A 24,977-nucleotide genomic window follows, 5' to 3' on the forward strand; every position below is an offset into this window, starting at 1 on the left:
CGGCTACCGTAGGGGCACCTTTGCAATCGCGGGAGCTCGGAGCACCGGGCTGAGAGGGCGCTGACCTCCGTGGGCCGCCGGCACCAGCCGGCGTCGGACACGGAAACCGCTGCGTCGACCGCCGAACCTGTTACCGGGTAATGCCGGCGTAGGGAGTGGGTCTTCATGACTCTGCAGGATGCACGCGTGTCCGAAACCAGTGGCTCCGCCCAGGAGATCGGCTGGCACAAGGGCTACCTCACCGGTTCGCGGCCGGACCTCCGGGTCCCGGTCCGGCGGGTGCACCTCACCAACGGCAAGGACGTGACGCTGTACGACACGTCGGGGCCGTACACCGATCCGAACATCGAAACGGACGTCCGCCGCGGCCTCGCCCCGTTGCGGGAGAACTGGATCATCTCCCGGGGCGACACCGAGGAGTACCCGGGCCGCCCGCCGCGGCCCGAGGACGACGGCCTCAAGCACACCTCCCCGCGCGGCGGCCTGAAGAACCTCGACGCGGTCTTCCCCGGCCGCCCCCGGCTGCCCCGCCGCAGCCGGGACGGCCGCCCCGTCACGCAGCTCGCCTACGCGCGGCGCGGCGAGATCACCGCGGAGATGGAGTACGTCGCCCTCCGCGAGAACGTCACGCCCGAGTTCGTCCGCGACGAGATCGCGGCCGGACGTGCCGTCCTGCCGGCGAACGTCAACCACCCGGAGATCGAGCCGATGATCATCGGCAAGAACTTCCTGGTGAAGGTCAACGCCAACATCGGCAACTCCGCCGTCACCTCTTCCATCGAGGAGGAGGTGGAGAAGATGACCTGGGCGACCCGCTGGGGCGCGGACACGGTCATGGACCTCTCGACCGGCCGCAACATCCACACCACCCGCGAGTGGGTGCTGCGCAACTCCCCCGTCCCCATCGGCACCGTCCCCCTCTACCAGGCCCTGGAGAAGGTCGACGGCAAGGCGGAGGAGCTGTCCTGGGAGATCTACAAGGACACCGTCATCGAGCAGGCCGAACAGGGCGTGGACTACATGACGGTGCACGCCGGCGTGCTGCTGCGGTACGTGCCGCTGACGGCCCGCCGCAAGACGGGCATCGTCTCCCGCGGCGGTTCGATCATGGCCGCCTGGTGCCTGGCGCACCACAAGGAATCGTTCCTCTACACGCACTTCGAGGAGCTCTGCGAGATCCTGGCGGCGTACGACGTCACGTACTCCCTGGGTGACGGCCTGCGGCCGGGCTCGATCGCCGACGCCAACGACGAGGCGCAGTTCGCGGAGCTGCGCACCCTGGGCGAACTCAACACCATCGCCAAGCGGCACGGTGTGCAGACCATGATCGAGGGCCCGGGGCACGTCCCGATGCACAAGATCAAGGAGAACATCGACCTCCAGCAGGAGATCTGCGAGGAGGCGCCGTTCTACACCCTCGGCCCGCTGACCACCGACATCGCGCCCGCCTACGACCACATCACCTCCGGCATCGGCGCCGCGATGATCGCCTGGTGGGGTACCGCGATGCTCTGCTACGTCACCCCCAAGGAGCACCTGGGCCTGCCCGACCGCGACGACGTGAAGACCGGCGTCATCACCTACAAGATCGCGGCACACGCCGCCGACCTGGCGAAGGGCCACCCGGGGGCGCAGGAGTGGGACGACGCGCTGTCCGACGCGCGGTTCGAGTTCCGCTGGGAGGACCAGTTCAACCTGGCGCTCGACCCGGAGACGGCACGGGCCTTCCATGACGAGACCCTGCCGGCCGAACCGGCGAAGACGGCGCACTTCTGCTCCATGTGCGGGCCGAAGTTCTGCTCGATGAAGATCTCCCAGGACATCCGCCGCGAGCACGGCGGCGACCTGGCCGTCGACGTCGAGGCCGGGATGGCGGAGAAGTCGAAGGAGTTCGCGGCGGCGGGCAACCGCGTGTACCTGCCGATCGCCGACTGAGCGCACGGAGTACGGCGACGAGGGCCACGGACCGACCGGGAGCGGACTCCCCAGGCCGGTCGGCACCCGTAGCCGCACGCCGTCAGTAGCCGCCCCCCGCCCGCAGTCGGGCGGCCCGCGCATCCGCACGTCCGCCGACAACGGCGACAGCCGGGCCGCTGATCATCAGCGGCCCGGCTGCGCCGCACTGCCCGTGGTGGCCCGCCGTGCCGTCGCGGTCGGCCGCGTCTCCTCCGTTGCCCGGTGACCGCGTGGGCGGCACCTCGCGGCCTGCCCGGCGGCGGGCGGGTGTGGCGGGTCAGTCCGGCTGGTGGTCGGGACCTCCGTAGTCGGGGCTGGTGAAGTCCGGGCTGGTGAAGCGGGGTCGGGGAGCGGCGGGCGGTCCGCCGTCCGGGCTGGTGAAGTCGGGGCGCGAGTAGCCGAGGGCAGGGATCCGGCCTTCGGCTTCACTGCCGCGCCGCGGCACGTAGCGGGAGGCGCCGCGGACGGGCCCCATGGGTGGTTGCTTGAGTGCCTCGCGCAGGAACGGGTGCAGGCCGCGCTCCAGGAGGGCTTCGCGCCACGCCTCCCGGGCGAGCTCGACTTCCCGTGCGGGGCCCCGGACGTGCCCGGCGCGCGTCGACGTGGCGCCGTTGCGCAGGGCGGTGAGCACCATGCCGGCCATCGCGACGAGCAGCCCGGCGGCGGCGATGCCCCCGAACACCCAGCCGACGTTGATCAGCGGCTCGGCCGCGGTCTGTTCCGGCCCGACCCCCCGGAGGATGTAGCCGATGAGCAGGAACAGAATGGCGGCGACCCCGGCCAGGACCGGGGCCAAGACCATGATCACCGCGGTCAGTCCGGCGCCCGCGGGCTCGGCGGCGTCGCTCACGGCCGCGGCCAGGTCCACGTTCGCGGACGTGTTCCCCTGCTTCCCCTGACCGTTGCCGTTTCCGGCGGCCGGGGAGGCCGGGGCGCGCAGCTCGTCGCGGAGCTTGACGTAGTGCTGGTACTCGGCCGTCGCACAGGCGGCGATGGCGGTCGTGGCGCTGAGCGCCATGGTGCGCAACTGCTCGGTGTTGAGGCGGTTTCCCGCCGCGGAGGCCGGATCCGGTCGGTATTCCGCGGCGCGCAGCGCCTCATCGAGGAGCCGCGCGAATTCCGCGCGGTCCTCGTGTCGCAGGTGCGGAGCGCTGTTCATGTGCATCCCCCGATGCTCCGTAGGGCCGTACAGGCCGGCTGAGGCCGGGCAGTGGGCGGAAACGGAGGAGAGCCTGCTACGGATAGACCGATGGTAGAGCGCCCCCGGCACGGGGTGACAGGGTATTCGCGGAAATCGGGCCCGCTCCGACCGGCGCCCCCGATCCGCCGAATGCCGACCTGGCGTACACCTGCCCGGTCGGCGCTCAGTCAGTCAGGGGGAGTTGCACCACGAGGAGTTTTCCGGCCATCGTGACCCCGCCGTCCATGGCGATGGCCAGCCCGTCGGCGTACACGTGCGGTCCCGCGACCGCGATGCCGTCTCTCTCGTCGTCCTCCGTGCCGACCTCGCCCAGCAGGTAGGGGATCGGGCTGTGGCCGTGGACGACGCGCTCGCCGCCGTACGCGTCGAGCAGTTCGCGGACGGCCTGCGGGCCCGCGTCGTCGCGGAAGGCGAAGCGCTTGGTGAACTTGCGGAACAGTTCCCAGCACTCGTCGGCGTCGCCGCGGTTGAGCACCTCGTGGACGGTGTCGTTGACGTCCTCGATGGTCTGGCCGTACTCCAGGTAGGCGGTGGTGTCGGAGTGCAGGAGCAGGTTCCCGTCCTCCTCCATCACCGCGTCGAGGCGGGACATCCACTGGACGTGGTGGTCCTGGAGGCGGTCCATGTCGTTCTTCTGGCCGCCGTTGAGCAGCCAGGCCGCCTGGAAGGACGCGGTGCCGGCACCGGAGCCCACCGGGGTGTCGCCGAACCGCTTGGCGCCCAGCAGGAGCAGTTCGTGGTTGCCCATGAGGGCCTTGCAGTAGCCGCCGGCCGCCGCGGCCTCGGCGGAGAGCTGCATGACCAGGTCGATGACGCCGATGCCGTCCGGGCCGCGGTCGGTGAAGTCGCCGAGGAACCACAGGCGGGTGTTGCCGGCGGCCCAGGTGCCGTTGGCGTCGACGAGGCCCTCGGCGGCGAGCGCCGCGCGCAGCTCGTCGTAGTAACCGTGCACGTCACCGACGACATACAGGGGGCCCGGTCCGTCGGGTACGGCGGTCTCCGGGACCGCCGCCAGATCGACGGTCGGGCGGTCGATGAGGGTGTCCGTGCGGGTGGCTCCGCGCGGGCCGAGGACCGGCAGGTCGCGCTCGGTGGGGGTGTAGCCGTCGGGCAGCTCGCCGGCCGGCGGAACGGAGGGTGGCACGGGGGGCAGGGGCGGCACCGGAGGTGGTGCTGCCTCGGTCCACACCATGGGTCCTTGACCGGCCCCCTGAGTCATCGACCCCTCCACCATCGCGCCGCCGTGCACCTCGCGGACCTTGCCTGGTCGACGGCGGTCCGTGGTGTCGTGCGCCCATCATAGGAATGCCGCTCGCGGGTTGTGACGCACCAGGGGGTGGTGAATCGGCGGGCGCCCGGCATTCCTGGCTGTTTCGTCCTGGTATAGCGCTCTTTTTCGCCCTGCCTCCGGGAGTGTCCGGCGCTTTTCGGCACGCCGTACGCGTGGCCCGCGCCGGGAGTGTCCGGACGCCGTGGAAGCGGCCCGGACCGGCGGGATCCGCGGGCCGGACGCCCGTCCTTGCGCGGCTCAGGCGTCGGCCGGGCCGCGCGGGGGGCTGATGACCGCGCGCGGACGGTCCCGCTGGGAGGACGTGCGCACGATCAGGTCGGTCGGTATCACCTGCTCGACCCGGCGACCGCTGTCCAGCCCTTCGATGGCGTCGATGAGGAGCTGGACGACGGCGGTGCCGATGCGGCGGGGTTTGAGGGAGAGCGTGGTGATGGGGGGCTCGGTCGTGGCGTAGACGGTGGACTCGCTGCAGCACACCAGCAGCAGGTCGTCGGGTACGCGCAGGCCGTAGCGGCGGGCGGCGGCGAGGAGATCGGTCCCGTTGGGGTCGAAGAGGCCGTACACCGCGTCGGGGCGGTCGGCGCGGGCCAGCAGCCGGTCGGCGGCCACCGCGCCGGCACACGGGTCGTGGGCCGGGTAGGACTCGTACACCGGGTCCTGTCCGACGCGCTCGCACCACTGGATGTAGGCCGTGGTGGACAGCCGCGTGTAGGTGTCCGTGGTGGTGCCGGTGAGGAGGCCGATGCGGCGGGCGCCGGCGTCGGCGAGGTGGTCGAGCAGGCCGAGGACGGCCGCTTCGTGATCGTTGTCGACCCAGGCGGTGACGGGCAGCTTGCCGCCGGGCCGGCCGTCGGAGACGACCGGGATGCCGTGCCGGACGAGCTCGGTGACCACCGGGTCGCCGTCGGCCGGGTCGATGACGACCGTGCCGTCCAGCGCGACGTTGGACCAGACGTCGTGGCGGGAGGTCGCGGGCAGGATGACCAGGGCGTAGCCCCGGGCGAGCGCGGCGGAGGTGGCCGCTCTGGCCATCTCGGCGAAGTACGCGAACTCGGTGAAGGTGAAAGGTTCATCCCCGTACGTCGTCACGGTCAGGCCGATGAGCCCTGACTTGCCGGTACGGAGGGTGCGGGCGGCGGCGGAAGGGCGGTAGCCCAACCGGTCGGCGACCTCGCGGACGTGGCGACGGGTGGCATCCGGAAGCCGGCCCTTGCCGTTGAGCGCGTCGGAGACGGTCGTGATGGATACCCCGGCTGCGGCGGCCACGTCCCGGATGCCTGCCCGCCCCAACCGGCGACCGGTTGACCGGCTCACCTGGTGCTTCCCTGCTGCTGTCATGGCGACCTGATAGTAGGGCTCGTGCGGTCCGGTCGCGGGGGTGTGCGGGCGTCCGTGGAAAGGCACGTTTCTGCATGCTCCTGACCGAGCAATGACCTTGGAACCGGAGGGGGTTGGCGGGGATTCCGGTGGTCTATTCATCGATCGGCGGGACTCGCCTGCCGATTGGTCCAGGCATCGCGGTCGGCTCAAGTCACCTTCACGGGGGACGCGCGCCACGGCGTGAGCCACCGGCGCGCGCCGTGGCGGAGGGCGCTCCCCGATCGCCGCGCGCGGGGGCGGAACGCGAGCCGCGAGGGCTCCGCCCGACGGAGCCGCGGGCCGGACGCACCCAGGCGGGAGCGGGCGGAGCCGCCCCCCGTCGGGCCGAGTGCCAAGGTGCCGGGAAAAGCAAGCCCTACGCCTGGAAGAGCAATCCTCATAAGGTGTGCAGTATTGGCTTGGCGCCGGGCGGGACGAACGAGGAGGACCTGCGGTGAGTGAGAAGACCCCGAAGCTGCGTGCCGCGCTGGACGGCATCCCCACCTACAAGCCGGGCAAGCCGGCGGCGGCCGGGGGCCCCGTGGCATACAAGCTGTCCTCCAACGAGAACCCCTATTCGCCGCTGCCGGGCGTCCTGGAGCGCGCGGTCGCCGCGGCCGGGGAGTTCAACCGGTACCCCGACATGGCCTGCACGGGACTGATGGCCGAGCTGGCGGAACGGTTCTCCGTGCCGGTGGAGCACCTGGCCACCGGTACCGGCTCGGTGGGCGTGGCCCAACAGCTCGTCCAGGCCACGGCGGGCCCCGGGGACGAAGTGATCTACGCCTGGCGGTCCTTCGAGGCGTACCCGATCGTCACGCAGGTCTCCGGCGCCACGTCCGTGCAGGTCCCGCTGACCTCCGGTGAGGTGCACGACCTGGACGCCATGCTGGCCGCGGTGACCGACCGGACCCGTTTGATCTTCGTCTGCAACCCCAACAACCCCACCGGCACCGTCGTCCGCCGCGCCGAGCTGGAGTCCTTCCTGGACCGGGTGCCCGGGGACGTGCTGGTGGTGCTGGACGAGGCGTACCGGGAGTTCATCCGGGACCCCGAGGTGCCCGACGGCGTCGAGCTCTACCGGGACCGGCCGAACGTGTGCGTGCTGCGCACCTTCTCCAAGGCGTACGGGCTGGCCGGCCTGCGGGTCGGGTTTGCGGTGGCGCACGAGCCGGTGGCCGCGGCGCTGCGCAAGACCGCGGTGCCCTTCGGGGTGAGCCAGCTCGCGCAGGAGGCCGCGGTGGCCTCGCTGCGCAGCGAGGACGCGCTGGCGGAGCGGGTGGAGACGCTGGTCGCCGACCGGACCCGGGTGCGGGACGCGCTGCTCGGCCAGGGGTGGACGGTGCCGGAGTCGCAGGCCAACTTCGTCTGGCTGCGGCTGGGCGAGCGGACGCTCGACTTCGCGGCGGCGTGCGAGCGGGCCGGTGTGGTGGTCCGGCCGTTCGCGGGCGAGGGCGTGCGCGTGACGATCGGCGAGCCGGAGGCGATGGAGCTGTTCCTCCGGGCGGCGGAGGAGTTCCGCAAGGAGCTGTGAGGGCGAGCGCGAGCGGGTGACGGGCCGGGGCGGGAGCTTTGGCCCGTGGCGCCGCGGGTACCGGGGCGCCCCCGGCTCGCGGTCCGCCGGATCCGGTCGTGTGTGCGCTGAACCAGGGGAGACGGGCAGAGGCTCGTCTCCCCTTTCGTTTGGGCGCGGAACCCGGGGGCGACGGTCGCCTCGCTTCTTCAGTCCGGACCGCATGAGGGGCGGCGGGTCGGTCGCATCAAGCCCGTCCGGCGATTGAGGACGCAGCCTCCGGCGTGGCCCGGTCCGCTCGGGCCGCCTGGTGGGCTGCGGGCGGCCATTTCCAGCCCGTCCGGCGATTGAGGACAACGCCCCCGGCGTTCACCGGTACCAACAAATCACCCGCCATCTGCCCACGAGCCCTCGCCCGCGCTCGCGCTCGTCAGGGGAGGGGCGAGGCATCGCGGGCGCGGACCCGGGCCGACTGCTGGCCGGGCGCGGACCGGCGTCGTCCGCGAGGTGACCACTGTCACGCACCCCCCGGCGATATGGCCGAAACCGTGTGGGAGATAATGCTTGTGAATGTGAACGCGTTCACAAGCGCGTCCCGGATTGTGTGGGTTTGTACACGACAAACGGGAAGTAACGGCGCGGTGAACGGCGACCGTAAGGAGTCACGCACGTGGAACTGGCGTTGGCGCCGGAGACCCTGGCGCGTTGGCAGTTCGGCATCACGACCGTCTACCACTACCTGTTCGTCCCGCTGACGATCTCCCTCGCCGCGCTGGTGGCCGGGCTGGAGACCGCGTGGGTGCGGACGGGCAAGGAGAAGTACCTCAAGGCGACGAAGTTCTGGGGCAAGCTTTTCCTGATCAACATCGCGATGGGTGTCGTCACGGGCCTCGTCCAGGAGTTCCAGTTCGGGATGAACTGGTCCGACTACTCGCGCTTCGTCGGTGACATCTTCGGCGCCCCGCTCGCGTTCGAGGCGCTGATCGCCTTCTTCTTCGAGTCCACCTTCATCGGCCTGTGGATCTTCGGCTGGGACAAGCTGCCCAAGAAGATCCACTGCTTCTGCATGTGGATGGTCTCGATCGGCACGATCCTGTCGTCGTACTTCATCCTCGCGGCCAACTCCTGGATGCAGCACCCGGTCGGCTACAAGTACAACCCCGCCACCAAGCGGGCCGAGCTGACCGACTTCTGGAAGGTGCTCACCCAGGACACCACCCTGGTCGTCGTCTTCCACACGCTGGCCGCCGCCTTCCTCACGGGCGCCGCGTTCATGGTGGGCATCGCCGCGTACCACCTGCTGCGCAAGAAGCACATCAAGGTCATGAAGACCTCGCTGCGGCTCGGTCTGATCACCCTGGTGATCGCGGGACTGTTCACCGCGATCAGCGGCGACTCGCTCGGCAAGGTCATGTTCCGGCAGCAGCCGATGAAGATGGCCGCGGCCGAGGCGCTGTGGGACAAGGAGGAGCCGGCGCCGTTCTCGATCTTCGCGTACGGGGACGTCGACAAGGGGCACAACAAGGTCGCCATCGAGGTGCCCGGGCTGCTGTCCTTCCTGGCGCACAACGACTTCAGCTCGCCCGTCCCCGGCATCAACGACGTCAACAAGGCCGAGCAGCAGAAGTACGGACCGGGTGACTACCGGCCCAACATCCCCGTGGCCTACTGGGGCTTCCGCTGGATGATCGGCTTCGGCATGACGTCCTTCGTCGTCGGTGTGCTCGGGCTGTGGCTCACCCGTAAGAAGTTCTGGCTCGCGCCCCGGCTGCGCACGGGGGAGGAGGAGCCACCCCACCTGGCCCTCACCCGGGACCGGGCGCTGAGCGGGCGCTGGGCCAAGGGCTACTGGTGGCTGGCGCTGCTCACCATCGGGTTCCCGCTGATCGCGAACTCGTGGGGCTGGATCTTCACCGAGAACGGCCGCCAGCCCTGGGCGGTGTACGGCGTCCTGAAGACCGCGGACGCGGTGTCGCCTGGCGTCTCGCAGGGCGAGGTGCTGACCTCGCTGATCGGCTTCACCGCGCTGTACGCGCTGCTCGCCGTGATCGAGATCCGGCTGCTGGTCAAGTACGTCAAGGCCGGCCCGCCGGAGCTGTCCGACTCCGACCTCAACCCGCCCACCCGGATCGGCGGCGACCAGAACGCCGACCGGCCGATGGCCTTCTCGTACTAGGAGGTGACCGTGCAACTCCACGACGTCTGGTTCGTACTCATCGCCGTGCTGTGGACCGGGTACTTCTTCCTCGAAGGATTCGACTTCGGCATCGGCGTGCTGACCAAGCTGCTGGCCCGGGACCGGGCCGAGCGGCGGGTGCTGATCAACACCATCGGCCCGGTCTGGGACGGCAACGAGGTGTGGATGGTCGCCGCGGGCGGCGCGATGTTCGCGGCCTTCCCCGAGTGGTACGCCACCCTGTTCTCCGGCTTCTACCTGCCGCTGCTGGTCATCCTCTTCTGCCTGATCGTGCGCGGTGTGGGCTTCGAGTACCGCGCCAAGCGGCCCGAGGAGCGCTGGCAGCGCAACTGGGAGCACGCGATCTTCTGGGCCTCGCTGATCCCGGCGGTGCTGTGGGGCGTGATCTTCGGGAACATCGTGCGCGGCGTGCCGATCGACGCGCACAAGGAGTACGCCGGGAACCTCCTGGATCTCCTGAACCCGTACGCGATCCTCGGCGGCCTGGTCACGCTGACGCTGTTCACCTTCCACGGCGCGGTGTTCGCGGCGCTCAAGACGGTGGGGGACATCCGGGCCCGGGCGCGTCGAATGGCCGGAGTCATGGGGCTGGTCACGGCCGTGCTCGCGCTCGGCTTCCTGGTGTGGACCCAGGCGGACAACGGGGACGGTGCGAGCCTGGTCGCCCTGGTCGTCGCGGTGCTGGCGCTGGTCGCGGCGCTGGGGGCGAACCAACGGGGTCGCGAGGGCTGGGCGTTCGCGCTGTCCGGCGTCACGGCCGTGGCCGCGGTGGCCATGCTGTTCCTGACGCTGTTCCCGAACGTCATGCCGTCCACGCTGAACGAGGGCTGGAACCTGACGGTCTCCAATGCCGCGTCCAGCGCGTACACCCTCAAGATCATGACCTGGTGTGCCGCCATCGCCACCCCGATCGTGCTGCTCTACCAGGCATGGACGTACTGGGTCTTCCGCAAGCGCATCGGAACCCAGCACATCGCCGACGCGCACGGCGGCACCGCAGCCCCGAGTGAGCCCGCCGCGCCCAGCGGTTCGCCGGTCCACGAAGTGACCGGCGCGCCGTCCCGATAGTCAACTGGCCTGGCCGGTTCGCGAGAACGGTGTTTCACGTGAAACCGATCAGTGCCGCTTGTTCAGCCAACGACCTGACCGGTTCGCGAGAGCGATGTTTCACGTGAAACCGGTCAGTCAGTGCCCCTGGCCGGTTCGCGTGTTTCACGTGAAACCGGTCGGCCAAGCCCGCCTGCCCGGCCCGCGAGGACGGTGTTTCACGTGAAACCGGTCGACCCACGCCTGCTTCGGCACGCCCGTGCCACCCGTGTCTTCCTCGTCGCCGTGGTGATGCTTGGGCTGGCCGGGGCGGGCCTGGTCGTGGCCCAGGCCATGCTCATCGCCGAGATCGTGGTCGGTGCCTTCCAGCACGGCCGGGATCTCGGTGATCTGGGCACCCCGTTGGCCCTTCTGGCGCTGGTCTCGGTCGGCCGCGGGCTGGTGTCCTGGTGCACCGAGCTGGCGGCCCACCGGGCGAGCGCGTCGGTGAAGTCCACGCTGCGGACGCGGCTCCTGAACCGGGCCACCGCGCTAGGTCCCGGCTGGCTCGGCACCCAGCGCACCGGCGAGCTCACCACGCTCGCCACCCGCGGCATCGACGCTCTCGACGACTACTTCGCGCGCTACCTCCCCCAACTGGGGCTCGCCGTCGTCGTACCCATCGCCGTCCTGGTCCGGGTCGTGGTCGGCGACTGGATATCGGCGGCGACGATCGTCGTCACGCTGCCGCTGATCCCGCTGTTCATGGTCCTCATCGGCTGGGTCACCCAGGCACGGATGGACCGCCAGTGGCAGCTGCTCGCCCGGCTCTCCGGCCACTTCCTGGACGTGGTCGCGGGCCTGCCGACGCTCAAGGTCTTCGGACGTGCCAAGGCCCAGGCCGCGGCCATCCGGGAGATCACCGGCGAGTACCGCCGCGCCACCCTGCGTACCTTGCGCATCGCCTTCCTTTCCTCCTTCGTCCTGGAACTCCTCGCGACGATCTCCGTGGCGCTGGTTGCGGTCGGCATCGGCATGCGGCTGGTCAGCGGTGACCTCGACCTGTACACGGGACTGGTGGTGCTGGTCCTGGCGCCGGAGGCGTACCTGCCGCTGCGGCAGGTGGGCGCGCAGTACCACGCGGCGGCGGAGGGGCTGTCGGCCGCCGAGGAGATCTTCGCGGTGCTGGAGACCGAACTCCCGGCCCATGGTGGCGCGCCCGCGCCGGACGGCACCGCCTTGTCCGTACGCGACCTGGTGGTACGCCACCCCGGCCGGCCCGCGCCCAGCCTGGCCGAGACCTCCTTCGAGGTGCGGCCCGGTGAGACGGTGGCCCTGGTCGGCCCCTCCGGCGCCGGGAAGAGCACGCTGCTGAACGTGCTGCTCGGCTTCACCCCGCCCGCCGCCGGCCGGGTCCTGGTCGACGGGCACGACCTGGCCTCGATCGACCCGGAGAGCTGGCGGCGGAAGATCGCCTGGGTGCCGCAGCGCCCGTACCTGTTCGCGGGCACCATCGCCGAGAACGTCCGGCTGGCCCGTCCGGACGCGGACGAGGTGGCGGTGCGCGCGGCCCTGGCGGACGCGGGGGCGTGGGACTTCGTGGCCGCGCTGCCCGCCGGTCCGGACACCGTGCTCGGTGAGGACGGCGCGGGCCTGTCGGCGGGCCAGCGGCAGCGCCTGGCGCTGGCCCGCGCGTTCCTCGCAGACCGCCCGGTCCTCCTGCTCGACGAGCCGACGGCGAACCTGGACGGGGAGACCGAGGCCGCGGTCGTCTCGGCCGTGCGGCGGCTGGCGGCCGGGCGGACGGTCCTGCTGGTCGTCCACCGCCCGGCGCTGCTCGCGGTCGCGGACCGGGTGGTGCGGCTGGAAGGGGCGGTCTCCGCTGAGGCGCCGGTCACCGAGGACGGGGGAGCGGGATCGGGCCCCATACCCGTCGTGGACGGGGCAGCGGGCACGGCCGGGGCCGCGGTCTCCGCGTCCGTCGCGGACGAGCAAGCGGGCCCGGCCGAGGCGTCGGGCTCCGCGCCCGCCGCGTCCTCGTCGCCCATCACCCCCGACGCCGAGGCCACCGATCGCCCGGTGAAGGCATCGGCCGTGGCCCGGATGCGGCAGCTGGCCCGGGCGCGGCGCGGCCGGTTCGCGCTGGCGCTGCTGCTGGGCAGCGCGGCGGTGGGCAGCGCGGTGGGCCTTATGGCCACGTCCGGCTGGCTGATCTCGCGGGCGTCGCAGCAGCCCCCGGTGCTGTACCTGATGGTGGCGGTGACCGCGACCCGGGCGTTCGGCATCGGCCGGGCGGTGTTCCGGTACGCGGAGCGGCTGGTGGCGCACGACGCGGTGTTCCGGATGCTGGCGGACCTGCGCGTCACGGTCTACCGGCGGCTGGAGCGGCTGGCGCCGGCCGGGCTCCAGCGGCGCCGGCGCGGCGACCTGCTCTCCCGGCTGGTCGCGGACGTGGACGCCGTGCAGGACCACTTCCTGCGGTGGCTGCTGCCCGTGGGGGCGGCCGTGGTGGTCGGGGCCGGTTCGGTGGGCTTCACCGCGTGGCTGCTGCCGGAGGCGGGGGCCGTGCTCGCCGCGGGGCTGCTGCTGGCGGGCGCCGGTGTGCCCGCGCTGTCCGGGCTCCTGGCCCGGCGCGCCGAACGGCGGCTGGCTCCGGCCCGCGGCGACCTGTCCGCCCGCGTCGTCGACCTGCTCTCCGGGACGGCCGAGCTGACGGTGGCCGGTGCCCTGCGCGCCCGTACCCGGCAGACCCGGCTCGCCGACCAGGAGCTGACCCGGATCGCGTCCCGCTCGGCCGTCGCCGCCGGGGCGGGCGCCGGACTGTCCGCGCTGCTGTGCGGCCTGACCGTGGCCGCCTCGGCGGCCGTCGGCGTCCAGGCGGTGCACGCGGGGCGGCTGTCCGGCGTCTGCCTCGCGGTCGTCGTCCTGATGCCGCTCGCCGTCTTCGAGGCCGTCGCCGGACTGCCGCTCGCCGTGCAGTACCGGCAGCGCACCCGCCGGGCCGCCGAGCGCGTCTTCGAGGTTCTGGACGCCCCCGAGCCGGTGCGCGAGCCGGCCGCGCCCGCGGACCCGCCCCGTTCCCCGTTCCCACTGGTCGTACGGGGTCTGAGCGCCCGGTACGGGACGCAGGACCGGCCCGCGCTGGACGGGGTGGACCTGACGCTGACCCCCGGCCACCGGATCGCCGTGGTCGGGCCGTCCGGCTCGGGCAAGACGACGCTGGCGCAGGTGCTGCTGCGCTTCCTGGACCGCGAGTCCGGGACGTACACGCTCGGCGGCGTGGACGCCGCGGAGCCGGCGGGCGACGAGGTGCGGCGACTGGTCGGCCTGTGCGCGCAGGACGCCCACCTCTTCGACAGCTCCGTGCGGGAGAACCTGCGGCTCGCCCGTCCGGACGCCACCGAACCGGAGCTGTGGGCGGCGCTGGCACGGGCGCGGTTGTACACCTGGGTGCGGGGACTGCCCGACGGCCTGGACACCATGGTCGGCGAGCACGGCGCCCGCCTCTCCGGCGGTCAGCGCCAGCGCCTGGCCCTGGCCCGCGCCCTGCTGGCCGACTTCCCCGTCCTCGTTCTGGACGAGCCCGCCGAACACCTCGACCTGGCCACCGCCGACGCCCTGACGGCCGACCTGCTGCGGGCGACCGAGGGCCGGACGACGGTACTGATCACGCACCGGCTGACCGGGCTGGACGCGGTGGACGAGGTCCTGGTGCTGGACCGGGGCCGACCCGTGCAGCGCGGCACGTACGCGGCGCTGGCGGCGGCCGACGGCCCGTTCCGGCGGATGCTGGAGCGGGAGCGGGCGGTGGACGAGCGCGGGGTGCGGGAGAGGGAGACGGTGTGAGCTCGGCATCCCGTCCGGTATCCGCCCTCCCCGCGCACCCGCGCCGAAGGGAAGCCGCGACCCCCGCGCACGTCCCCACCAGCCGTATAGCCGACTTTCGATGAGAAAAGCCGCTAATTAGGCTCTGGGCATGGCAGTCACGGCAGGACCCCCCGAACCCATGGACGCCGCCACCGAGGCGACGCGCAGTCTCCAGGGCCTGTCGACCGAGCTGACCGCCCGGGTTCCGCAGCTCCTGGAGGCGATGCGGACCGTCGGCGCGGGCCTGGACCTGCACATCACGCTCGACCGCATCGTGCAGACCGCGGCGGAGCTCGCCGACGCCCGGTACGCCGCGATCGGCATCATCGACGACGCCCGCGAAGGACTGTCCGACTTCGTCACGTACGGAGTGAACGGCGCGACGCACGAGCGGATCGGCAAGCTCCCGAACGGGCACAAGGGCCTGCTCGGCGCGCTCGTCCACGACCCCCGGCCGCTGCGGCTCGCCGACCTGACCATGGACCCCCGGTCGGCCGGCTTCCCGCCGGGACATCCGCCGATGCGGACGTTCCTCGGCGTCCCCATCAGCGTCCAGGGCGAGATCTTCGGCAACCTCTACCTGACCGAGAAGCGCGGCGGCGGCGAGTTCAGCGAGGGCGACCTGCACATGGTGCGGGTGCTCGCCACCGAGGCGGGCATCGCCATCGGCAACGCCCGGATGTACGCGGCGATCCGCCAGCGGGAGCGGTGGATCGACGGTTCGGTGGCCGTGACCACGGCGTTGCTGGCCGGCAGCGACGTGGACGACGCGCTGGCGGTCGTGGCGGAGCACGCCCGGCGGCTGGCGGACTCCGCCGCCGGGATCGTGCTGCTGCCCGCCGAGGACGGCGGCCTGGAGATCGTCGCGGTGTCGGGCGAGGACACCACCGGACTCATGGGAGTGCACATGCCGCCGGACAGCCCGGTCGCGTCCCGGCTGCTCGCCGGAGAGCCGGTGTTCGTGGACGACTCGGCCACCGACCCCCGGATGATCACGGAGGCCGCCGCGCGGTTCGGCCCGAGCATGCTGCTGCCGCTCAAGAGCGGCGGCCGGGTGCTGGGCACCCTCGCCACCCCACGGGCGCGCGGCGGACGGCCCTTCGGCGCGGCGGAACGGAGGCTGGCCGCGCAGTTCGCCGCGCAGGCCGCGCTGGCGCTCGTCCTGGCCGAGGCGCGGCGCGACCGCGAACGGCTCGCCGTCTACGAGGAGCGCGACCGGATCGCCCGTGACCTGCACGATCTCGTCATCCAACGGCTGTTCGCGACCGGCATGATGCTGGAGAGCGCCCAGCGCCGGTCGGTCGTACCGGAGGTACGGGACGGCGTGGGCCAGGCGGTCGACGAACTCGACACCACCATCCAGGAGATCCGTACCGCGATCTTCGCGCTGCAGCAGGGCCCGAACGAGGCGCCGACCGGCCTGCGGACCCGCGTCCTGCGCGAGATCGGCACCGCCGCCGCGCCGCTGGGCTTCCAGCCGTCCGTCACCTTCACCGGGGCGGTGGACGCGCGGGTCGGCGAGCGCACCGGCAAGAACCTCGTCGCTGCGCTGCGCGAGTCGCTGTCCAACGCCTTCCGGCACGCCCACGCGTCGCGGATCGAGGTCGTGGTGGACGCGACGGTCACGCTCCCGGACGGGCGCGAGGGCGTACGGCTCACCGTCGCGGACGACGGCGTGGGCATCCCGGAGGGCGGCCGGCGCAGCGGCCTGCGGAACCTGGCGCGGCGCGCCGAGGAACTGGGCGGTTCCAGCACGTACGGGCCGGGGCTGGGGGAAGGCGGCGGCGGGACGACGGTGCGGTGGGAGGCGCCTTTGTGAGGGGGCGCGGGGGTGGTGCCCGGTGGGCCCGGGGCATCTGAGGTGGCCGGGCCGCTGCTCCATACGGGGCTTTCGGGAGGGGCGGGGGAAACGACCTCCCACGTCTGCCTCGTCGGCCGAGTAATTATCGGCATATGTGTCCATATGTGTCATTGCCGGGCCGACGTGGTTCGTCAGGGTCACGGAGACCATGGAGCCCCCGAGGGGCATGGAGAGCACGACGCCGGCGGGGGCCGTCGGTGGCGGGGGCCCCGGGAGGCCCACGAGGATCTGGCGGGCGGCGGACCCCATGGCCCCGCCGTCCGCGCATCGCTCCCGCACCGGCGGGGACGGTTCGACGCGGGGTGGCGGCGAGGCGCCGGCACGCGGCCACGGTGTGGGCGATGGCGGTGCTGCTGACGGCCATGCCGGGGGGCGAGGTGGCCGCGGCCGGGGCGGCGCGGGGGCCCGTACCGGTCCGGGCGGGGCCGTCGGGGGACGACGGGCCGCAGACGGGGCCGACCGAGGAGCCGGTTCCGGCCCGCCGGAGTGGTCTGCGGCGTGCGGGCGCTCGGAGGAGCGGGCCACTGCCGATGGAGGCCGCCGCGATGGGTGCCGGTGCGGTGCCGCCGTGGGGCGGAGCTCAGCCGGTCGCGCGGCAGGGGCCGGGCGGGCGTGCCGGGAGGCTGGCGGACGTGAGCCTGGAGGTGATCCGGTCCGCCGAGGCCGAGGCCCGGGGCGAACGGCGTTACGAGGAAGGGGCGCGGGCAGCCCGGGCCCAGCGCGTCAGAACGGGTCGGCTCCTCGCGGCGCTGGGCAGGGCGCGCCGCGAGGCCACCCGCCTGTGGCGCTCGGTGGGGCATCTCGCCAGCGCCCGTTACCGGACCGGAGGCCCGCTGCGGTCCGTGGCGGGGGTGCTGGGGGACTCACACGCTCGGGCCGGTGTTTCGTCCGGCGTTCCGGCCGGTGTTTCGTCCGGCGCTTCGGCTGGCGTTCCGGCCGGCGCTTCGGCTGGGCGAAAGGCAGGCACCGACCGGGGAAGAAGCACCGAACAGCGGGGAAGCGGGAACACGGAGCGCCAAGAGCAGGCGCTCGCGGCGCGTTTGCACGGCGCACTGCGCGCGACCCAGGCGCTGGCGGCGCGCAGCGAGGCGGCCGGCGACCGTTCGGCGGAGCTCGACGGGCGGCAGGGAAAGCTGTACGCCGAACGCTCCCGGACCCGCCGCCACCTGGAAGAGGCGCGCGAACGGCTGCGGTGGCTGGCCACAGAGGCAGCCATCAGTGGCGACTGCACCGGCTTGCCCAGCGCGACCTCCGCCGTCGCCGCGCGCCACGCGCCGATGCCTGCCACCGGCACGCGCTGGGTTACGCCCGTGGAGCGCTACACCCTGTCGGCGCCCTTCGGGGGCACCGGCGCCCGCTGGGCCTCCACCCATACGGGCCAGGACTTCGCGGTGCCGGTGGGGACGTCCGTACGCGCCGTCGGCGAGGGCCGCGTCATCAGGGTGACCTGCGGTGACGCCTTCGGGATCAGCATGGTCGTACGCCATGCGGACGGCGTGTACTCCCAGTACGCGCACCTGTCCGCGGCCCTGGTGGCCCCGGGCCAGCGCGTACGGTCCGGCCGGCGCATCGCCCTGTCCGGAGACACCGGCAACTCCACCGGCCCCCACCTGCACTTCGAGGTCCGCCGCACGCCGGACCTGGGCTCGGCGGTCGATCCGGTGCCGTGGCTGCGGCAGCGGGGGGTGGTGGTGTGAACGGGGCGGCCCGGAGGCGCGTTGGGGTGTCCGGAGGCGGCGTGGCGACCGGGCGGCGGACCGTTCGAAGAAGGCGACCGGGCGGCGGACCGTTCGAAGAAGGCGGCCAGGCGCCGGACCCTCCGACGAGGAGGGCGGCCGGGCATCGGACCGTCCGATACCGCTGCTCTCCTACCCCTGCTGCCGCTCGACTATGCGTTCGATGACGGCCGCCACGCCGTCCTCCGTGTTGGCGGCCGTGCGATGCGTGGTGGCGGCCAGCACGTCCGGGTGGGCGTTGGCCATGGCGTACGAGGTGCCCGCCCAGGTCAGCATCTCGATGTCGTTCGGCATGTCCCCGAAGGCGACGACCTCCTCCGGGCTGATCCCGCGCTCGGCGCAGCACCGCGCGAGCGTGCCTGCCTTGCTGACGCCGAGGCCGCTGATCTCCAGGAGGGCGGTGGGGCTGGAGCGGGTGAAGGCGGCGAGATCGCCCGCCGCCTCGCGGGCGAGGGCGAGGAAGGCGTCCGGGTCCAGGTCGGGGTGGTGGGCCAGGAGCTTGAGGACCGGCCGGTCCGTGCCCGCCGCGGCTGCCGCCTCGTCCGTCACCGCGTGGGACTCCGCGACCGGGCCGACGGTCTCCGAGGGACAGGGGGCCCCCGGCTCCTCGGGGTCCTGGGGGTCCTCGGCGAGGAGTTTCTCGACGGGGGCGATCACGACGGCCGGGTCGAGGTAGAAGGGCGGGTACTCCGGCTCGTAGGCGATCCCGGTGGTGCGTTCCACCGCGAAGGACGTACCGGGCGCGACGGCGCGCAGGGCCTGCACCACGGCCAGCGCGTCGGTGCGCGCCAGCGGGTCGACCTCGACGATGCGCCCGCCGCGGTGCAGGTCGACGACGGCGGCGCCGTTCGCGCAGATCGCCAGGCCGTGGCCGTGGACGTGGTCGCTGACGATGTCCATCCAGCGAGCGGGCCGGCCGGTGACGAAGAAGACCTCGATGCCCGCCCGTTCCGCGGCGACGAGCGCGGCGACGGTGCGGTCGGAGACCGATCTGTCGTCACGGAGCAGGGTGCCGTCCAGGTCGGTGGCGATCAGCCGTACGGGACGGGCCGGCGGGGAGGGCACCAGGGGCGGCGTGGCGGCGGCATCAGTCACGGGAACCATCTTCGCGCATATGCACGCACAAGCGTGCGACGGGTTGCGCGCCTGAGCTTGACGGGGGCGTGTTTTCCGTACAGGGGCGCCACAAGGCCCGCCGAGCGAGGAACGAGCATCCCAGTGGAGCGCACACCGGCGGTACGCCCGTACTCCTGTGACTACTGAGGCATATGCGCCCACAGTGGTTTATGAGGCGTTCGCCGTAGGCTGTCGGCATGTCGACTCCTCTGCGCCTGAGTACGGTGATCCTTCCCGTCCGCCGCTGGCACGAAGGTGGTCGCAGGTCGTGGGAGCGGGCCGAGGACCTGGGGTTTCACGCCGCGTACAGCTACGACCACCTGTCCTGGCGGAGCTTCCGCGACACGACGTGGTTCGGCGCGATCCCGACCCTGACCGCGGCGGCCACCGTGACCGAACGGCTGCGCCTGGGCACGCTCGTCACCTCCCCCAATTTCCGCCACCCGGTCACGCTCGCCAAAGAACTGATCACGCTCGACGACATTTCGGGCGGGCGGCTCACCCTGGGCATCGGTGCCGGCGGCAGTGGTTTCGACGCCACCGCGCTGGGCCGGGAGGCGTGGACGCCGCGCGAGCGGGCCGACCGGTTCGCCGAGTTCGTCCCGCTGCTGGACCGGTTGCTCACCGAGGACGCCGTGACCCACCGGGGCACCCACTACTCCGCCGACGAGGCCCGAAACATCCCCGGCTGCGTCCAGCGCCCGCGGCTTCCCTTCGCGGTGGCCGCCACCGGGCCGCGCGGGATGAGGCTCGCGGCCGAGTACGGGCAGGCGTGGGTCACCACCGGCGACCCGCGGCTCTCCGAGGCGGGTACGCCGCGGCAGTCGCGCGACGCCATCCGGGACCAGATCGAGCGGCTCGGCAAGGCCTGCGCGGACCTGGGGCGGGACCCGGACACCCTGGACAAGGTGCTGCTCACCGGCTTCACGCCCGACAAGAACGATCCGCTGCGGTCCGTGGACGCCTTCGTGGACTTCGCAGGGCGGCACGCGGAACTCGGCATCACCGAGATCGTCGTCCACGAACCCGTCCCGGGCACCGTCTTCGCGGCCGACGAGTCGGTGTACGAACGGATCGCCACTGAGGCGCTGCCCCGGTTGGGATGACGAGCAGCCGCGGTGAGCCGCGGGGGCGGCGTCCCGGGACGGTTCGGGCGGGTGCGCGTAGCCTGGAAGGAACTCCGCCGTACGGGCGAGCCGGCCGGCTCCCGGAGGGCCTGGCCGTCCGGGGCAGGCGTGCCCGCCCGGGGTGGTCCGTGCCCGCTCGGGGTGGTCCGTGCTCGCTCGGGACGACTTGGCCGTTCGGGGGTACTCCGTTTGCCCGGAAGGACGGAGAGCTCATGGCACATACCCGATTTGCCCCCGACCGCGGCCTGACGTCCCGCATGGTCCTGACGATGTTCCTCCTCGGTCTGCTGTACGTGGTCGTCGTGGGCGCCTTGGTGGTTCTGCTCAAGGGCGCGTGGGTGGTGGTGCTGCTCCTTACGGGCGCGATGTTCGTCGGTCAGTTCTGGTTCAGCGACCGCATCGCGGCGTTCAGCATGGGCGCCCGCGAGGTCACTCCACAGGAGGCGCCGGAGTTGCACGGCGCCGTGGACCGGCTGTGCGCGCTGGCCGACATGCCCAAGCCGCGGGTGGCCGTCGCCCAGTCGGACGTCCCCAACGCGTTCGCCACCGGCCGCAACCGCAAGAACTCCATGGTGTGCGCGACCACGGGACTGCTGCGGCGGCTGGAGCCCGCCGAACTGGAAGGGGTGCTCGCCCACGAGCTGTCGCATGTGGCGCACCGCGACGTCGTGGTCATGACGATCGCCTCGTTCCTGGGTGTGCTGGCCGGTCTCATCACCCGGGCGGCGCTGTGGGGCGGCATCGGACGCAACAACCGCGACAGCAACGCGGCGGTCGCGGTACTGGTCGTCACCGTCGTCAGCGCCGTCGTCTACGCCGTCAGCTTCCTGCTGACCAGGCTGCTGTCCCGGTACCGGGAACTGTCGGCCGACCGGGCCGCCGCGATCCTGACCGGCCGGCCGTCCTCGCTCGCCTCCGCGCTGACCAAGGTCAGCGGGCAGATGGCGCGGATCCCGACGCGTGACCTGCGGCAGGCCGAGCCGTTCAACGCGTTCTACTTCGCGCCGGCGCTCACTAAGGAGGGGTTCGGGACGCTGATGTCCACGCACCCGTCGCTGGAGAAGCGGCTGGACCAGTTGGGGCGGCTGTCGGCGCAGCTCGGGCGGCCGTAGGGCGGGTGGATCCTTGAGGTGGTTCGGCCGGGGGCGTGGGCGCCGCCCGGCTGTCCTCGTGGCGGGGCGCTTGGAGCCGGCGGCGTCGCTGAAATGGCCCAGAGGGGAAGGAGCAGGCGCGGATGGGTTTCCTGGACGTCATCCTGGGGCGCAGCAAGCCGGTGCGCCCGGACCTCGACCGGCTCTTCGCGCTGCCGTCGGCCGCCGTCACGCTGGAGGCCGCGGCGGGTTTCCGGCCGACGGGGGCGGGGTCGGTGTGCTTCGCGGGCGTCGAGGGAGGCGCTTTCGCCCGTCTCCAGGAGGAGGTGCGGGCGCTGCTGGACGCTCCGGTGGAGTTCACCGTGGACGCGTACGACTACACCTGGGCGCTCGCCCGTCACGCGCCCGAGGACACGGCGGGCCTGGTCAACGACCTGCACGCGGTCAACACAACGCTGGCCGACGCCGGGTTCGGACCGCAGTTGCTCTGCTCCCTGATGGGTTTCCGCGCCGCGGACGGGCGTTCACTGGCCCTCGTCTACCTGTACAAACGCGGGACGTTCTACCCGTTCGCCCCGCGCACGGGGGCCGCCGAGAAGCGCGACAACCCACTCGAACTCCAGGTCAGGGCGATGCTCGCGGACGACTTGGTGATCGAGGAGGACCTGTCGCGCTGGTTCCCCGTGTGGGGCGCGCCGGGGCTGTGAGGCGGTGCGGCGAACGGGCCCCGTCCCGTTCGCCGCGGTCCGCGTTCAGCCCTCGGCCGCTGCCTTCTTCTCCTCCTCCGGCCCGGTCGTCTTGTGGCGCCCTTCCTGCTGCCGGGCCAGCTCGCCGGCCTGAACGGCGCGTGCCGAGGTGACCTCGTCGGCCGCCCAGCGCGCCCATTCCTCCATGCTCGCGCTCTGGCGGAGCCCGAATTCCAGCGCGATCCGTCCGTACACCGACAGCATCTCGTCGTCCCACCGCGCGTTCTCGGCGATGTGCCGGTAGGCGGCGTGGGCGCGGGCGGCGCTCTCCGCCTGCTGGAGCAGGTACATCTGGGCTTCGAGAGGCGTGAGCACGCCGAGGAAGAAGACCCGCAGCAGGCCGGCGTGGCGCGTCGGGACGTTCGGCTCCTCCTCGATGAGCCAGCGCCGCAGCTCCGCCAGGCCCTCGTCGGTGATGGCGTACTCCTTGCGCCCGCGCGGGCCGTGGGACGCCACCACGGCGAGGCCGGAGGTCGTCAGCTTGCCCAGCTCGCCGTAGACCTGGCTCTGCGTGGCGGGCCAGACGTTGGCGAGTGTCGCGTCGAACAGCTTCATCAGGTCGTAGCCGCTGGCCGGGGCTTCGGCGAGCAGTCCGAGAACAGCGTGGCGCAGGCTCATGCCCCCATTCTCACGTTCCACTGTTGACATGTCAAAGCTGGACCCTCTACCTTCGACATGTCAGAACTGGAACGTGAAGGTAACGGGGGATCATGAACTACCTGCGCGGCTTCATCCCGTGGATCGCCTACGCGGTCGTGTCCTCGGCCGGATGGCAGTGGGGCGCGCTGACGGGCCTGCTGCTCGCCTGCGGACTGCTCCTCATGGATCGCGCGGCGGGGTTCTCCCTCGACCTGCGCCTTCTGGACTACGGCACGATCGTGTTCTTCGCGGCGCTCGCGGCCCTGGCGCTCGCCCGTCCCGACAGTGGGCTGCGGGATTACGGCAGTGCGCTCTCGTCGGGGTGGCTCGCGCTCATCGCGTGGACCTCGCTCGCGGTCCGGCGCCCCTTCACCTTGGCGGTGGCCCGCCGGATGGCGCCGCCGGAGGTGTGGAAGACCCGTGTCTTCCTGCGGATCAATGTCGTCCTCACCGCTGCGTGGGCCCTGTCGTTCACGCTCACCGCGGCGGCACAGGCGGTCATATCCGCCTACGGACTGGGGACGGTGAGCTCGGTTCTCGTCCAGCTCGCGGGGTTCGCCGTCCCGATCCGCTTCACCGCCGTGTATCCGGAGCGTGCACGGGCGCGCTTCCTGCGGCAGGCCGGTATGCGCATCGAAACTCAGGGGGTTTGATCACACATGACCGCATCGACCGACCACGCGGCGTCCCACGCACCCGGGGAGGGCGCGCCCGCCCCGCACCTGGCCGGGAACTTCGCCCCGGTGATGGACGAACTGACCACTCACGAACTACCGGTCACCGGCGCCGTCCCGCCCGAGCTGAACGGCTGGTACCTGCGCAACGGCCCCAATCCCCGGGACGCCGCGTCAAAGCACTGGTTCTTCGGCGACGGCATGGTGCACGGCGTCCGCCTGGAGGGCGGCCGGGCCATCTCCTACCGCAACCGCTGGGTACGGACACCCACCTTCACCGACGGCGCCCGCGTCGTCGACGAGCACGGAAACGTCAACCTGGCCACCGGCGCCGCCAACACCCATATCGTCCGCCACGCGGGCCGCACGCTCGCCCTGGTCGAGTCGTCCTTCCCGTTCGAGGTGGACTGCCGTCCGGGGCACGAGCTGGAGACCATCGGGCCCCACGACTTCGGCGGCCGGCTCACCACCGCCATGACCGCTCACCCCAAGACCTGTCCCACCACGGGGGAGCTGCACTTCTTCGGGTACGGCGGGCTCACTCCGCCCCACCTCACCTACCACCGGGCGGACGCGGCGGGGGAGTTGGTGATCAGCCGGCCCATCGACGTGCCGGGGCACACGATGATGCACGACTTCCACCTGACCGCCCGGCACGTTGTCTTCATGGACCTCCCGGTCGTCTTCGACCGGGACCTGCCCGGCATGCCCTACGGCTGGGATCCGGACTACGGCGCCCGGCTCGGCGTGCTGCGCCGCGACGATCCCTACGGGGAAGTGCGCTGGCTGACCATCGATCCCTGCTACGTGTTCCACTCCCTCAACGCCCACGACGAGGGCGAGCACCGGATCGTCCTGTACGTGGCCCGTTACCCCGACTTCGGTGGCGGCGAGCCCTCCGTGCTCTGGCGCTGGACGCTGGACCTGACCACCGGCACGGTCAGGGAGGAGCAACTCGACGACCAGTTCTGCGAGTTCCCCCGCGTCGACGACCGCCTCGCGGGGCAGGCCGCCCGCTACGGTCACGCCACCCGCAGCGAGCTGCCCGGCAGCGGGCCGATGGCCGGCGCGCTGATCCGGTGCGACCTGTTCACCGGCGCTTCGGCCCGGCATGAGTTCGGGCCGGGCCGGAGTCCGGGCGAGGCGGCGTTCGCGCCGGCGGACGACCGGCCCGGCGGGCCGGGCTGGCTGATCACCTATGTCTACGACGCCGCCACCGACAAGAGCGATCTGGTGATCCTCGATGCCGAGGACATAGCCGCCGCCCCGGTGGCGACGGTCCACCTGCCGCGACGCGTCCCGTTCGGCTTCCACGGCAACTGGATCCCCGACCCGCAGGAGGGAGGTGCCCCTGACCTGGACCACTGAGACGTCCGTGATCCCTGAGGCATCCCTGATCTGGGCCATCCACCGAGCCATCCCTGACCCGGAGCCCTGAGATATCCCGGACCGGGAACCCGGAGACGGGATCAGGGTCGGGTCGGGGTCGGGCCAGGGTGTTCCCGGAGGCCCGGACCCCCGCCCGCCACGAATGATCGACCCATGACAAGAACGACGTGGGGGGACCGGGCCCTGGT

General features: G+C 72.2%; 17 protein-coding genes and 1 riboswitch. Of the genes, 12 read left to right on the top strand and 5 right to left on the bottom strand.

Annotation, left to right across the window (positions count from 1 at the left end; genetic code table 11):
- Positions 1–18 precede the first annotated feature (18 nt).
- Positions 19–172, top strand: a riboswitch (TPP riboswitch).
- Positions 166–1,935 (top strand): phosphomethylpyrimidine synthase ThiC, encoded by a 1,770-nt coding sequence (gene thiC, locus ABZX96_RS09565; RefSeq protein ID WP_355540597.1) that lies wholly within the window; start codon positions 166–168, stop codon positions 1,933–1,935. (Overlaps the previous riboswitch by 7 nt.)
- Positions 1,936–2,233: 298 nt before the next feature.
- Here the strand turns inward: thiC and ABZX96_RS09570 are convergent, their stop codons facing one another.
- The 3 genes from ABZX96_RS09570 to ABZX96_RS09580 all read right to left on the bottom strand — a co-directional run bounded on the left by ABZX96_RS09570 (position 2,234) and on the right by ABZX96_RS09580 (position 5,786).
- Entirely contained in the window at positions 2,234–3,121 is an 888-nt protein-coding gene (locus ABZX96_RS09570; protein ID WP_355540600.1) for a hypothetical protein, read from the bottom strand.
- A gap of 199 nt (positions 3,122–3,320) precedes the next feature.
- The gene (locus ABZX96_RS09575; RefSeq protein WP_355540939.1) at positions 3,321–4,391 is read right to left on the bottom strand and encodes a metallophosphoesterase; all 1,071 of its coding nucleotides are present in this window, start codon (positions 4,389–4,391) and stop codon (positions 3,321–3,323) included.
- Between the two features lie 294 nt (positions 4,392–4,685).
- Complete coding sequence (locus tag ABZX96_RS09580) at positions 4,686–5,786, bottom strand: LacI family DNA-binding transcriptional regulator (RefSeq protein WP_355540603.1); 1,101 nt, start codon at positions 5,784–5,786, stop codon at positions 4,686–4,688.
- 475 nt (positions 5,787–6,261) lie between these two features.
- Between ABZX96_RS09580 and hisC the strand changes: the two genes are divergently transcribed.
- From hisC to ABZX96_RS09610, 6 genes are all read left to right on the top strand, one after another.
- The gene (hisC, locus tag ABZX96_RS09585) at positions 6,262–7,341 is read left to right on the top strand and encodes a histidinol-phosphate transaminase (RefSeq protein ID WP_355540606.1); all 1,080 of its coding nucleotides are present in this window, start codon (positions 6,262–6,264) and stop codon (positions 7,339–7,341) included.
- A gap of 649 nt (positions 7,342–7,990) precedes the next feature.
- On the top strand, positions 7,991–9,496 hold the full coding sequence (locus tag ABZX96_RS09590) for a cytochrome ubiquinol oxidase subunit I (RefSeq protein WP_355540609.1): 1,506 nt from the start codon (positions 7,991–7,993) through the stop codon (positions 9,494–9,496).
- 9 nt (positions 9,497–9,505) lie between these two features.
- Positions 9,506–10,585, top strand: a complete 1,080-nt coding sequence (cydB, locus tag ABZX96_RS09595) for a cytochrome d ubiquinol oxidase subunit II (protein WP_355540612.1) — start codon at positions 9,506–9,508, stop codon at positions 10,583–10,585.
- A 201-nt stretch (positions 10,586–10,786) separates the two neighbouring features.
- Positions 10,787–14,389 carry a thiol reductant ABC exporter subunit CydD gene (gene cydD, locus ABZX96_RS09600; protein WP_355540615.1) on the top strand — a complete coding sequence of 1,201 codons (3,603 nt, stop codon included), beginning with the start codon at positions 10,787–10,789 and terminating at the stop codon, positions 14,387–14,389.
- A gap of 160 nt (positions 14,390–14,549) precedes the next feature.
- Positions 14,550–16,229, top strand: coding sequence for a GAF domain-containing protein (locus ABZX96_RS09605; protein ID WP_355540942.1), 1,680 nt, complete (start codon positions 14,550–14,552; stop codon positions 16,227–16,229).
- A gap of 383 nt (positions 16,230–16,612) precedes the next feature.
- Positions 16,613–17,968 (top strand): peptidoglycan DD-metalloendopeptidase family protein, encoded by a 1,356-nt coding sequence (locus ABZX96_RS09610; protein WP_355540618.1) that lies wholly within the window; start codon positions 16,613–16,615, stop codon positions 17,966–17,968.
- A 171-nt stretch (positions 17,969–18,139) separates the two neighbouring features.
- On the opposite strand, the gene ABZX96_RS09615 is transcribed toward ABZX96_RS09610, so the two are convergent.
- The gene (locus ABZX96_RS09615; protein WP_355540621.1) at positions 18,140–19,111 is read right to left on the bottom strand and encodes an HAD hydrolase family protein; all 972 of its coding nucleotides are present in this window, start codon (positions 19,109–19,111) and stop codon (positions 18,140–18,142) included.
- Positions 19,112–19,320: 209 nt separating this feature from the next.
- Between ABZX96_RS09615 and ABZX96_RS09620 the strand changes: the two genes are divergently transcribed.
- The 3 genes from ABZX96_RS09620 to ABZX96_RS09630 all read left to right on the top strand — a co-directional run bounded on the left by ABZX96_RS09620 (position 19,321) and on the right by ABZX96_RS09630 (position 22,048).
- Positions 19,321–20,229 carry an LLM class flavin-dependent oxidoreductase gene (locus tag ABZX96_RS09620; RefSeq protein WP_355540624.1) on the top strand — a complete coding sequence of 303 codons (909 nt, stop codon included), beginning with the start codon at positions 19,321–19,323 and terminating at the stop codon, positions 20,227–20,229.
- Between the two features lie 233 nt (positions 20,230–20,462).
- Positions 20,463–21,362, top strand: a complete 900-nt coding sequence (htpX, locus tag ABZX96_RS09625; RefSeq protein WP_355540627.1) for a zinc metalloprotease HtpX — start codon at positions 20,463–20,465, stop codon at positions 21,360–21,362.
- 122 nt (positions 21,363–21,484) lie between these two features.
- Positions 21,485–22,048 carry a hypothetical protein gene (locus ABZX96_RS09630; protein WP_355540630.1) on the top strand — a complete coding sequence of 188 codons (564 nt, stop codon included), beginning with the start codon at positions 21,485–21,487 and terminating at the stop codon, positions 22,046–22,048.
- A gap of 45 nt (positions 22,049–22,093) precedes the next feature.
- Here the strand turns inward: ABZX96_RS09630 and ABZX96_RS09635 are convergent, their stop codons facing one another.
- Entirely contained in the window at positions 22,094–22,705 is a 612-nt protein-coding gene (locus ABZX96_RS09635; RefSeq protein ID WP_355540633.1) for a PadR family transcriptional regulator, read from the bottom strand.
- A 92-nt stretch (positions 22,706–22,797) separates the two neighbouring features.
- On the opposite strand from ABZX96_RS09635, the gene ABZX96_RS09640 reads away from it, so the two are divergent.
- A complete protein-coding gene (locus ABZX96_RS09640) occupies positions 22,798–23,379 on the top strand; it encodes a hypothetical protein (protein WP_355540636.1) in 582 nt (193 codons plus the stop codon).
- Positions 23,380–23,385: 6 nt separating this feature from the next.
- Positions 23,386–24,768 (top strand): carotenoid oxygenase family protein, encoded by a 1,383-nt coding sequence (locus tag ABZX96_RS09645; RefSeq protein ID WP_355540639.1) that lies wholly within the window; start codon positions 23,386–23,388, stop codon positions 24,766–24,768.
- Positions 24,769–24,977: the final 209 nt, after the last annotated feature.

It is taken from the genome of Streptomyces sp. NPDC003077, from assembly GCF_040611095.1.
Lineage (GTDB): Bacteria > Actinomycetota > Actinomycetes > Streptomycetales > Streptomycetaceae > Streptomyces.